The 12,836-nt window shown below is 33.6% G+C and carries 12 protein-coding genes; all 12 read left to right on the top strand.

Annotated features, from left to right (window positions below; all coding sequences use genetic code 11):
- The 12 genes from H0Z29_01785 to H0Z29_01840 all read left to right on the top strand — a co-directional run bounded on the left by H0Z29_01785 (position 1) and on the right by H0Z29_01840 (position 12,835).
- Entirely contained in the window at positions 1-1,167 is a 1,167-nt protein-coding gene (locus H0Z29_01785) for a hypothetical protein (GenBank protein MBO8130230.1), read from the top strand.
- On the top strand, positions 1,151-3,541 hold the full coding sequence (locus H0Z29_01790) for a YfhO family protein (GenBank protein ID MBO8130231.1): 2,391 nt from the start codon (positions 1,151-1,153) through the stop codon (positions 3,539-3,541). The genes H0Z29_01785 and H0Z29_01790 overlap by 17 nt, the downstream gene beginning before the upstream one ends.
- On the top strand, positions 3,531-4,712 hold the full coding sequence (locus H0Z29_01795; protein MBO8130232.1) for a HAMP domain-containing histidine kinase: 1,182 nt from the start codon (positions 3,531-3,533) through the stop codon (positions 4,710-4,712). The genes H0Z29_01790 and H0Z29_01795 overlap by 11 nt, the downstream gene beginning before the upstream one ends.
- A 126-nt stretch (positions 4,713-4,838) precedes the next feature.
- The gene (locus H0Z29_01800) at positions 4,839-5,015 is read left to right on the top strand and encodes an isoaspartyl peptidase/L-asparaginase (GenBank protein MBO8130233.1); all 177 of its coding nucleotides are present in this window, start codon (positions 4,839-4,841) and stop codon (positions 5,013-5,015) included.
- A gap of 85 nt (positions 5,016-5,100) precedes the next feature.
- On the top strand, positions 5,101-5,523 hold the full coding sequence (locus H0Z29_01805; GenBank protein MBO8130234.1) for an isoaspartyl peptidase/L-asparaginase: 423 nt from the start codon (positions 5,101-5,103) through the stop codon (positions 5,521-5,523).
- A gap of 363 nt (positions 5,524-5,886) precedes the next feature.
- Positions 5,887-6,294 (top strand): S-adenosylmethionine decarboxylase proenzyme, encoded by a 408-nt coding sequence (locus tag H0Z29_01810; GenBank protein MBO8130235.1) that lies wholly within the window; start codon positions 5,887-5,889, stop codon positions 6,292-6,294.
- 18 nt (positions 6,295-6,312) lie between these two features.
- Positions 6,313-6,783, top strand: a complete 471-nt coding sequence (locus tag H0Z29_01815; GenBank protein MBO8130236.1) for an arginine decarboxylase, pyruvoyl-dependent — start codon at positions 6,313-6,315, stop codon at positions 6,781-6,783.
- Between the two features lie 17 nt (positions 6,784-6,800).
- Positions 6,801-7,652, top strand: coding sequence for a polyamine aminopropyltransferase (gene speE / locus H0Z29_01820; GenBank protein ID MBO8130237.1), 852 nt, complete (start codon positions 6,801-6,803; stop codon positions 7,650-7,652).
- Positions 7,639-8,490, top strand: a complete 852-nt coding sequence (gene speB, locus H0Z29_01825; GenBank protein ID MBO8130238.1) for an agmatinase — start codon at positions 7,639-7,641, stop codon at positions 8,488-8,490. The genes speE and speB overlap by 14 nt, the downstream gene beginning before the upstream one ends.
- A complete protein-coding gene (locus H0Z29_01830) occupies positions 8,490-9,539 on the top strand; it encodes a trypsin-like peptidase domain-containing protein (protein ID MBO8130239.1) in 1,050 nt (349 codons plus the stop codon). Before speB ends, H0Z29_01830 begins: the two co-directional genes overlap by 1 nt.
- A 157-nt stretch (positions 9,540-9,696) precedes the next feature.
- Complete coding sequence (gene gap / locus H0Z29_01835) at positions 9,697-10,704, top strand: type I glyceraldehyde-3-phosphate dehydrogenase (GenBank protein ID MBO8130240.1); 1,008 nt, start codon at positions 9,697-9,699, stop codon at positions 10,702-10,704.
- Between the two features lie 16 nt (positions 10,705-10,720).
- The gene (locus tag H0Z29_01840; protein MBO8130241.1) at positions 10,721-12,835 is read left to right on the top strand and encodes a DUF1926 domain-containing protein; all 2,115 of its coding nucleotides are present in this window, start codon (positions 10,721-10,723) and stop codon (positions 12,833-12,835) included.
- Position 12,836: the final 1 nt, after the last annotated feature.

Raw genomic sequence — 12,836 nt, forward strand, 5'->3', positions numbered from 1 at the left:
ATGGATATCAATTTATTTAAGCTTATAATTGGTGATTATAATAATCCCAATGTTAAGGATTTTGTTCCCGATTTCGCATATTCTCCGTTGAATATAATAGGAAAGCTATATTATCCAGTAGTGGATGAATACTGGCTTAATAAAGGCGGTTTTAAACCAATATGGCCTAATAATAAGCCCTATGCTGTATGCATAACACATGACATTGATCATGTAAGTCGGTATAATATTCTGCAAAATTTTAAAACAATAACCAAAGCTGTTAAAACAATGACCAGAGGCAGAATGAAGAAGAATTTATCGATGGGTGTTGATTCATTTCTGAATGTTTTTTGTGGGTTAACTAAATCAAGTGATCCCTATTCAAATCTTGATCTGATTTATAATGTTGAGAAGAGGAGTAATATCAGATCTACACTATTTTTTCCTCCAGAAAAAGTAGAAAAGAGACATTATTCGGATTGTGTTTATAGATTTAGGGATAAAATTACATTTTATGATAAGAAAATCTGTATCGAAGAAATTGTCAAGATTTTTAAGAGAGATGGATTTGAAATAGGGCTACATTCACAATGGTATGCTCTTGACAGTATAGATGATTTTCTTAAGGAAAAAACTCAGTTAGAGAATTTACTAAATGAAAATATTTTATCTCATAGAGCACATTTTTTAAGATTTGATAATAAAAGAAGTCCAGAAATATATAAAAGAGCGGGAATATTATATGACTCAACTTTGGGATTTAATGATAACATTGGATTTCGAAGAGGCACGTCATATCCATTTTATCTTTACGATATTAATAATAATAATAAAAAACTTGATGTTTTAGAGATTCCTTTAATAATTCAGGATAGTGCAATGTTTGTGAAGACCAAGGGTATGCGAATAGAAAGAGAAATGGCACTCCGTTACATTTATGAAATTAAAGAAAGAGTAAAAAATACCGGTGGAGTACTGACAGTTCTATGGCATCCTCATGAGATGAGAAATGAGGAGTATTATTTAACATTTATGGATATGATAAAGATGCTGAAAGAGGATGATCCATGGTTTGGAACAATGTCAGAAATTGGTGAATGGTGGAAAAAAGAGGTTAAAATTGATTTGGTTGAATTTTTAAGAGATAATTTTGATGGAGGTAGAATTAATGAGGGAAAAGAATAAAAATGTAAAAAGTGAAAAGGTAACTGAAAACAAACTTTCAAATATTCTAAAGAACGAATATGTTAACGCAATTTTATTATATTTTATAATTTTAGTAATGCTTTTTTATAGTGTTATTTTTAGTGATAAAAGTTTTACCACCCCTGACCAGGTTTCAGCATCTTATACTTTTTACTCATTAAAAAAACATTTTGTTGACGGAGTATATCCCCTATGGAATCCATATATTTTCTCAGGTATGCCGGCTTTTTCGGCTTTATCTTTTAATGTTTACGTATATCTTCCAAATTTTATTCTACAATTTATATCAATGCTGGGCTTACCAGGCATGATTCCGATGGTTCTACACTATCTCATCGCAGGTTTTGGAACATTTTTACTACTAAGAAGATGGGGACTTAAATCAATCCCAGCATTTTTTGGCGGTCTTGCATACATGATAACACCCTATCTTATAACGATGCTTGTTTATGGTCACGGTTCCCAGATGATGACGGCTGTTTACATGCCTTTGGCAGTTTGGGCAATTGATAGGTTGCTTTATAAACCAGGGTTGTTTAATATGGCATTGACTGCTCTTATTCTTGGTATTCAACTTCAACGAGGGCATGTCCAGATTGCGTACTATACGTGGATGCTAATAGGTGCATATTTTATTTATTTTTTGATTGTAAATTGGAGAAAAGAAAATGCAAGAGAGATATTATTAAAAGTAGTCCCATTTTTTGTTATTTCTCTCGTCTTGGCATTTTGTTTATCTGCGGTATTGTATATACCTATTCATAACTATTCAAAGTACAGTATAAGAGGGGGATCTGGTGGTGGAACAGGATTTGATTATGCTACCATGTGGAGTTTCCATCCAAAAGAGATGATGACTTTTTTGAATCCCAGCTATTTTGGTTTTGGTGGTGTTACTTATTGGGGAACTATGCCTTTTACAGATTATCCAAATTATATGGGCATTCTAGTTCTTGTATTGGGGGTTTTAGCTGTTTTCATCAAAAAAAGGAAAATAACAATATTTTTTATTACCATAGCAATTTTAAGTCTATTAACTGCATTTGGTAAACATTTTTTCCTATATGGTCTTTTTTATAAAATTCTGCCTTTCTTTAGTAAATTTCGGGTGCCATCAATGATTTTAATTGTGACACAGTTTTGTGTAGCAGTACTTGCTGCATTTGGTCTTAATGATTTGGTGGAATATATTTCTAAACTTGATGAAAAGGGGAAAAAGAAGCTAAAGAAGATAATTTTTATAGTATTTGGATTATTGGGGCTTTTTGCACTATATCTTCTTCTATTTAAAGAGAGTTACAAAGCCAGTATGTTTGAAAAATTTAAGGTTAATCCCCAATGGAATGAGCAGCAGATCAGGTATGTTAATAATCTAAGATTCGATATGTTATACAGAGATTTCTGGTTAATGATTTTGTTTCTGGCGGCAGGTTTATCAGTGGCTTATCTATTCATGAATAAAAAACTGAGTGCAAAGATATTTTTCGCAACTGTTGTTTTGGTTACTTTTGTTGATTTATACAGGGTGGATAATAAGATAATAAGACCAATGGTCTCCAGCAGAGTAGATTTAACAAAGCTGAGAGATCCTGCCTGCGAATATATTTCAAAAGATAAAGATATTTTTAGGATATATCCCTTAGGTAATCTATTTAACGATAAGCATTGGGGATTATTTGGATTGCAATCAATCGGAGGTTATCATCCTGCGAAATTAAAAGTATATCAGGATTTGATGGAAAATGTTGGATTTAATACCATGGGGATATTGAGGATGCTTAATGTGAAGTACATAATTTCACCTGCAAGATTTAGCGATGATAATTTTGAGGAGTTATTACAAACAACAACATATATAAATGGCAGGCATATACCTGTTGCAATATATAAATTTAAAAAATTCTTACCCCGAGCATTTTTCTGTGATACAGTACAGGTTGTGAAGGATAAAAACACGATATTTAATATCATAAAAGATGGGAAATTTGATCCAGAAAGAGTCTCAATAATAGAGGAGGAACTCCAGATCCAGATAGGCAAGCCTGATACTTCATATGTGTCTATTGAAAAGTGGGATATTCATAGTATGACTTTCACAGTTTATACTAATAAACCTGCCTTTCTGGTAATTTCCGAAATTTATTATCCAAATGGATGGTTAGCATATGTTGATAATAATGTAACGGATATATTCAAAACCAACTATGCATTCAGGGGAATAGTAGTCCCTGCAGGAAAACATACAGTTTTCCTTCGCTTTAGAGCAACTGATATTTATGCTGGTTTGATAATAAGTGTTTTATCACTGCTTGTAATAGTCACATTGCTTATAGTTAAAAGAAGTGAAAAATAAGATTTATAATTATTCAGGAAATATAAAAAAAGGACTCTTTGTATTAGCTATATTATTGATTATATGGCTATTATTCTATACTAAGTCTCTTGTAGATAGTCTTAGGAAGGAAAGTGAAAATTTCCTTAGATTCTATGCCGAGGTATACGTAAAAGCAGCTACTGATTATAGCCCCGAAGATTTCAGTTTTATATTCGATCAGATTATAAAGCGTGTGTCTATTCCCATGGTTATCACTCAGAATATAAATTCAAAGCCTACTGCATGGAGAAATATAGGAATTGAAAAAGTTAATACACGAGATGATACTTTAAAAATTATAAAGATTGTTAGGAAAATGGATGAAGTAAATCCACCTATACCTCTTAGATATGGGGACTATCTACTCGGTTATATACATTATGGAGATACAGAACTAATAAAGAGATTACAAATTTTTCCATATGTTGAGATAGGCATCGTTGGACTGTTTATTTTACTTGGATATCTTGGATTTCATTATATAAGAAGCAGTGAGAAAAGATCAATTTGGGTTGGAATGGCAAAGGAGACTGCACATCAGCTTGGGACTCCACTTACTTCTCTTATTGGGTGGATTGAGGTGTTGGAAAATGAGAGTATTTCGGAAGAAATAAAAACAGAAATAAAGAGAGACATAGATAGGCTAAAAAAAGTTGCTAATAGATTTTCTCAGATTGGTTCTAAGCCTGTTTTTGGTGAATATCGACTAAATGATCTGATTGAGGAGGTTATCGACTATTTCAAGAAAAGATTACCGCAACTTGGCAAAGGGGTTGTATTAAGATTCAGACCATTAAACGATGTAAAGGCTAGAGTAAACGCTGATTTGATTACTTGGAGTATGGAAAATATTATTAAAAATGCTATAGATTCGGTTTCTGAGACGAAAAATCCTGAAGTAGAAGTTATACTATCACAAACAAATGATGATAAGGTAATAATAGATGTTATAGATAATGGGAGGGGGATATTAAAGAAAAATTTTAAGAATATTTTCAGACCTGGATTTAGCACAAAGAAACGTGGCTGGGGTCTGGGTCTGTCACTAGTAAAAAGGATTATAGAAGAATATCACAAAGGAAAAATTTTTATTAAAGAGAGTAAGCCTTTTGAAAAGACTGTCGTAAGAATTGTTTTAAAAAGAAATTAAATATAAAAGATGTCTTTGTGTATTAAATATTTTAAATCTAAATGTAACAGAGAATGAGCTTAATGTGTTATCGGTTGGATATGGTGATTACCAAATAAAGATGGTGTTGTACAGCTTGACGCCTTAATTATTGAAGGTAAAGCACTCAGGTGTGGAATTGTAGCTTGTCTTGAAAATATAAGGAATTCAATTTCTGTTGCAAGGAAAGTTATGGAAACGACGAAGCATAAAATTCTAGTTGGTTATTGTGCCAAGAAGTTTGCTCTGGCAAATGGTTTTAAAGAGGAGAATTTGTTGACGTAGAAGGCTCGAGGGTAGGTAGCTAAAATGCAAGAGAAATCTAAATGAAAAGGATAACTGGCTTTCCCCAGATCAATTCCACGATACAATTGGTCTAATTGTTGTTGATCAGAATGTAGACATAGCGACTGGTGTGAGTACTAGTGGATTAGCATGGAAGATTTCAGGTAAAATTGGTGATTCCCCCATTATTAGGGCGGGTTCATATTTTGATAATAGGGCTGGTGTCGCTGTGGCAACTAGTATTGGCGAAGAAATAATAAGAATTGCTGACTGTTTCTTAATCGTTGTGCTAATGAGAGGTGGTATGCATCCACAGAAGGCTTGCGAGGAAGCGTTAAAAAGAATAATTAAGTCAAATAACGGGAAGGTGAATTTTCAGGATGCATTTCTTGCTGTAAATGCGGAAGGTTATACTGCTTCGGTATCTCTTTTACCCGGTTTTAGGTACTATATCTATCAGGGTGATAAATTAGAAGTAAGTGAAGGCATTAGCTTCATAAGAAATTAGGATAGAGCTTAATATTCCGCGTGATAAGAAATAAATTTTTACACTTTGGTTTTAAATAAAAATGGATTGTTTTTTATTAATTTGTTAAATAAATTTGCGTGCAAATTTTTAGCGGGTTTTTATTTAAGTAGGATAAATGAATGATAGAGAATAAATTAATAAAAATACAAACAAGTCAATATAGCCGTCCTGTTATAAAGATGGGGGTTATATTGGTAGAAGCGTATGCTTCTACCACCACATTGAGTACCTACCTTTCCCAGGGATAGTACAAACTATCCCTTTTTTATTTTTCCACAAACATAGTTCTTTGATTCCGGTTGAGGAGAATTTGGTAACTCTGAAAGGGAAAGGAGGTGAGCCTTGCAATCCTTAGGTCGTCAAATACTTGCCGAATTTTATGATTGTGATTCTGAAATACTCAATAATGTTGAGTTGATAGAGAAATATATGGTTGAAGCATGTAATGAAGCAGAGGCTACTATAGTTAAAACTGTTTTTCATGAATTCAGTCCACATGGAGTTAGTGGTGTTGTTGTTATCGCAGAATCTCATGTTGCTATTCATACCTGGCCTGAGTATAACTATGCTGCTGTGGATGTTTTTACTTGCGGTGATACAATATCACCGTGGACTATTTATAAATATCTTGAAAATAAATTGAGAAGTAAAACAAGTAGTATGATGGAATTAAGACGCGGTTTATTTGATGATGTATATCAAAAAGTTTACCATAAACCACAGGAAAGCGTGGCTGTTGAGGTTAAATGAATTATTGATAGGTGGAAAATGGCAGTAATTAAGACACCGACAAAATACTTTTTGGTAAAAGGATGTGCAGAGGGTGAGTCGGAACTAAATAGCTTTGATAACGCGTTAATAGATGCAGGGGTAGGAGATACAAATCTTGTAAAACTTAGCAGTATCTTGCCCCCAAAATGTCAAAGAATTGAACCAATAAAATTGCCTCATGGGTCTTTGGTTCCAATAGCATATTCAAAAATAACATCATCAGTTCCTGGAGAGGTTATTTCTGCTGCTGTTGCAGTAGGAATTCCTGAAAATGAAGATTTAGCTGGACTCATAATGGAATATTCTAATAAAGCACCGTTAGATATTGTAGAAAAACGTGTTAAAGAGATGGTAATTGATGGATTTAAATTTAGAAATCGTACTCTAAAAGAGATAATATCAATCGGCGCTACCATAGAAGTTAAAAAAGTAGCCACGGCCTTCGCAGGGGTTGTGCTATGGGATTAATGTGAAAGGGAATTATTATGAGTATATGGTTTGTTGAAGATGATATGAGGGTTTATGGGCTACTATTTAAAATAAAGAAGACGTTATTTACCGGAGAAAGTAAATATCAGAAGATAGAAGTTTTTGAAACTGAAGAAATGGGGAGACTTCTTGCGCTTGATGGTATGGTAATGAGTTGTGAGTATGATGAATTCTCATATCATGAAATGATTGCGCACGTACCTCTGTATACTCACCCAAATCCGAGAGAAGTTTTAATTGTTGGTGGAGGAGATGGTGGTACTGCAAGGGAAGTTTTAAAGCATGAAATAGTTGAATCTGTGGACATGGTTGAAATAGATGCTGAAGTTGTTGAGGTAACCAAGAAGTATATCCCATCGCTTGGTCGGTATTTTGATAATCCAAAATTAAGAATATATATTGAAGATGGATTAAAATATGTAGAAAAAACGAATCGTAAATATGACATTATTTTAATAGATGGATCAGATCCTGTTGGACAAGCAGTCGGTCTTTTCTCTAAAGAATTCTATACTAATTGTAAATCAATTTTAAAAGATGACGGTATCATGGTCTCCCAGACTGAGACACCCTATGATGTAACCTTAAAGAAGCATGTTCCAGGTATATATAGAAACTTAAAATCAGTTTTTCCTGAAACTAGAATGTATCTTGCCCATGTTGCATGTTATCCATCGGGAATGTGGTCTTTCTCTTTTTCCTCTAAAAAGTATGATCCAATAAAAGATTTTCAAAAAGAGAGATATGAGAGAGATAATCTTGATCTGAAATATTATAATTCCGCTGTGCACAAATCCTGCTTTTCATTGCCAAACTTTGTAAAAAAGATGATAAATGAAAAATCTTAAAAGAATAAACTTCCTTGGATTTGACTCATCTTATCCTGAGTCTGACATAGTTTTCTTTGGGATACCTTTTGATGGTACCTCCAGCTATAGAGCAGGAAGCAGATTTGCACCCAGTTTCGTGAGGGAGGCTTCCGAGAGTATTGAGGCATATTCTATTAGTCTTAATAAGGAGATTGGAGAAGAAAAAATCTGTGATGTTGGTGATATTTTATTGACGTATGGAAATGCAGAGAGATCAATTAGAAAGATTGGTTCCGTTGTTAGAAAATTTTTAAGGGATAATAAGAAAATTTTTGCTGTAGGCGGGGAACATTTAATTACTCTTCCGATAGTTAAAGAATTGTATAAGAAATATAAAGATGTCAGAATTATTTATCTTGATGCTCATGCTGATTTGAGGGATAATTATCTTGGAGAGAAATATTCTCATGCGACGGTCCTCCGACGAATTTGCGAGTTTTTTCCTTGCGAGAATGTGTTCGTATGGGGGGTTAGATCGGGAGAAAAGGAAGAAATAACTTTTGGTAAGGAGAATCTAAACTTTTATTTAATTGAAGAGTATGAAAGTTTCATCAAAAAAGTTAAAAATATACCGAAGGATACATCTGTTTATATTTCCCTTGATCTTGATGTTCTTGACCCTTCTATCATTCCTGGAGTAAGTAATCCTGAACCTGGTGGCGTTGAGTTTAATGAGCTTTTAAAAATTTTATATGAATTTAGATCAAATAATGTTGTAGGTATGGATGTTGTTGAATTGACTCCACACTACGATAATTCTGGTGTTTCTAACATAGTTTGTGCTAAATTAATTAGAGAGATGGTTTTGATATTATAATGAAAAATAAATTAATAACTATATTATTTTACCTTCTTTTTTTTCTAATTCTAAGTCAATGCAGTGTTAGAAGATATGTTGTAGAAGAGGAAAAGTTATCTATCGTTGATAGCTACTACAGTAATGTTCCAATCAGGGATATCTCAAAGTATTTAAAAAAAGCGGAATCTTATGTGAAATTCATCTCAAGCATTTGCTATTATAAAGGATATGTACTTTCTGAGAGGCTTAAAATCAGTGAAAGAGAAGCAAGACTGATAGATTTACAGAAGTTTGCAGAACGAGAGATATTCTTTAATAGAACTTCATCAGGCACTGCTGTTGTATTATATTCTGATATAGAAAAGGCACTTTTGTTAACATGTGCACATGTAATCAATTTCCCGGATACAATCCTTAGCTATTATTATATTGAGAGTGGTAAAAAGAATGTTGTTGAGTCTGTTGGATTTCGTATAAAGCAGGAATTTTACATCAGCAATATCCCGGATTACGACTCTATCGAAGTAATCCTTTACGATAGAAATTTAGATATTGCTTTTATTTTAGTCCATTTGAAGAGTGATAAAATTACCTCCATAATTCCATCTTTGGAATTTCCTTTTGGAGATTCAGATAAACTAGCGATTGGTAATTTTATTTATCTGATAGGTTATCCAAGCGGCTTCAAATTAGTTACGAAAGGTATAATTGGTTCAATAAAAAGTGATAAAAGTGGTGAGATTATAGTAGATGCACCATTTAATCGTGGTGCAAGCGGCTCTATTGTACTTGCTATTAACAGCATAACCTCAGTGGTGGAAATTGTAGGGATTGCAAGATCATCAGCTGCAGATTTCCTTCAGTATCTTGCACCTGAAAGAGGTTCTGGGTTTGAGAGTGCTGAGAGCCTAACACCATATCGAGGTGAAATATATATATCGAGATATTCGTCAATAAAATATGGTATTACTCAGGTTGTCCCTATAAATGCTATTAGGAATTATATTAGAAATAATCGATCTCTATTTAATAAATATCGAATTAATATAGATAATATTAAAATGTAAATAATATCGGATTGCATTTTGATGTAAAAGATAAATTCGTTATGTGGTAAATTTAGTGAATTCTATAAACTGTAAATGATATTTGTATATAATAGTTAAAAAAACTATATTTTGTGCTTTAATTGATAGTTTAAGATACAAATAGAGGAGGTTAAAAATGTCTGTAAAAGTAGGTATTAATGGTTTCGGAAGAATAGGGAGATGTATTTTAAGAGCAATGAAAAATACGGGGAAGGATATTGATGTTGTCGCAGTCAATGATCTTATTGATGCATCGACACTTGCAGTTTTATTGAAATATGATTCGGTGCATAGGGAGTTTCCGGGTGAAGTTTATGCCGATGGAGAAAATCTGGTAGTTGATGGTAAAAAAATTAAAGTGCTTTCTGAAAAAGACCCTTCAAAACTTCCCTGGAAAGAGCTTGGCGTAGATATCGCTATTGAATCAACTGGTGTATTTAGAAAAAGGGAGCAGATTGCAGCCCATTTGGTGGCAGGTGCGAAAAAGGTAGTTTTGACGGTTCCTGCCAAAGATGAGATTGATGCTACAGTAGTTCTTGGAGTCAATGATGATGTATTGACTGGTAAAGAGCAGATCGTATCTAATGCTTCTTGCACAACAAACTGTGCAGCACCTATGGCAAAAGTAATGAATGATAATTTTGGTATTAAGCAGGGTTTTTTAATAACAATTCATGCATACACAATGGATCAGAGGCTACTTGATGCTCCACATAAGGACCTAAGAAGAGCAAGGGCGGCTGCAATGTCAACCGTGCCGACTACAACTGGTGCAGCGAGGGCAATCGGGAAGGTTATACCTGCACTGAAGGGCAAGATGGATGGTGTTGCTTACAGAGTACCTGTGCCAGACGCCTCGGTTGTTGATCTAATACTTGAAGTTGAAAAAAGTGTAACCATCGATGAGATTAACAAGGCTATGAAAAAAGCTTCTGAGACAGATTTAAAAGGTATCCTGCAGTATACTGAGGATCCATTAGTATCATCTGATATAATCGGGAATCCTTATTCTTGTGTATTTGATGCTAATCTGACTATGGTTCTTGAGACTGGGATGGTGAAGATTTCTGGATGGTATGATAATGAATATGGATATTCCTGCAGAGTTGTTGAGTTGACAGAGAAGTTAGCGAGTATGTTATAATCGGACACTATCAATATTGAAGACAATAAATTTTATATTTGGAGTACACAATCATCAGCCGGTAGGTAACTTCGAATATGTATTCGAGGATGCCTACCGGCAATGTTATCTTCCATTCATAGAAACTCTTGAGGAGTTTCCTGAAATACATATAAGTCTTCATTATAGTGGTTGTTTACTTGAATGGATTGAAGAACGGCATCCTGAATTCATAGATAAAATAGTTTCCGTTGTTTCAAGGGGTAATGTGGAGATATTATCGGGTGGCTTCTATGAGCCAATCCTCGCGATGATCCCTGAGAGTGATATAGTTGGTCAGATTTTAATGCTAAATAAATATATCAAAAGTAGGTTTAAATATATACCTGAAGGGTTATGGCTTACCGAAAGAGTCTGGGAGCCTCATCTTGCAAAACCTATATCAGAATCCGGGATTAAATATATTGCAGTAGATGATTATCATTTTATAAGTAATGGGTATAACAAAGAGAAATTAACAGGTTATTTTCTTACCGAGCATCAGGGTAGAAAGCTGGGTATATTTCCAATTAGTCAGGATTTGAGGTATGCTATTCCTTTCAAAGAGCCTGAGTATACTATTGAATATCTGAGAAAATATGCTACAGAAGATGGAAATAATGCGATAGTAATGGCTGATGATGGAGAAAAGTTTGGAGTCTGGCCAGGTACTTATCAAACCTCTTATGAGGAGAAATGGTTAAGAAGATTTTTCCAAGCTATAATAGATAACACTGATTGGTTAAAAACTAAAACGTTCTCAGAATATTTTAATAATTATCCACCAAAGGGCAGAGTGTATTTACCAACAGCATCATATTTTGAAATGAGTGAATGGTCACTGACATGGGAAGCCGGAGAAAAATTTGGGGATTTGATCGAAGAATTTAAAAATAATGGTCGCTTTGAAGAATTAGTTCCATTTTTAAAGGGTGGTATGTGGAGAAATTTTCTTTCAAAATATGCTGAATCAAACTGGATGCAAAAGAAATTATTTTATTTATCGAATAATATACAGGAATGTATGAATAAAAAAAATTCTAAATATAGAGCCAGTAAGCTAAGAGAGGCAAGAAAGCACCTCTGGAGAGGAATGTGTAACTGTGCTTACTGGCATGGTATATTCGGAGGTTTATATTTACCCCATCTAAGAGATGCTATTTATAGAGAGTTACTAACATGTGAGAAACTGCTTGTCAATTTAGATCAGGATAATGTTGGTAAATTTAAATCAATCGATATAGACTGTGATGGTTTTGATGAAATTTTATTTAATAATGGGAAATTATCCCTGGCTTTTTCACCTGCAAAGGGGGGAATAATTGAAGAGTTTTCTATTTTAGATAAAAAGATAAACCTCCTTAACACTATGTCAAGATATCGGGAAGCATACCATAGTAAATTGAGAAAAGCCAAGTTAGTAGAAGAGAGTGAAATTAAAGGAAGCATACATGATATGGTTGTGTCAAAAGAGAAGAACATTGATAAATATTTGTCTTATGATAAATACTTACGTAAAATCTTAATAGACCATTTTATAAAACCAGATGTAAATATTGAGGATTTTACCAGGGGTAGTTATTACGAGGATAGTAGTTTTATAAATGGGAGATTCGATGCTGTTTGTAAGGGCTCAACTATTACGATGGTTTGCAATGGGTTGGTAAATAGGAAAAAATTCAGGATAAAAAAGATAATTACAATAGGTACTGATAATATAAAGATATGTTATGATCTAAAAAATATAGATGATAGCGAAAACAGCTTTAAATTTGGACCTGAGTTTAATTTTGCTATGTCAAGAAAAACTGGCGATGTGTATTACGTGACAAAAGACGGACAGGTAGATAAAGTAGGGTTGAATTTTCAAGGGATTAAAGAACAGCTTAGGAAAGTTTCAATCATTGATGAAGAGAGAAAGTTTTCTATACATTTGAGTGTGGAAAATTCCATGGAGTTCTGGATATTTCCTGTTGAAACCGTTTCAATTTCAGAATCGGGATTTGAAAGGATATATCAAAGCTCTGCAGTTATTCCATGGATAGAAATGAATTTGGAACCTAATGAAAAAACAAGAATAATCTACGAACTCTCAATTTTTAACCTTCCTTAGT

The organism is Candidatus Neomarinimicrobiota bacterium (genome assembly GCA_017656425.1).
In the GTDB taxonomy this organism is placed as follows: Bacteria; Fidelibacterota; UBA2242; order UBA2242; family B5-G15; genus JACDNV01.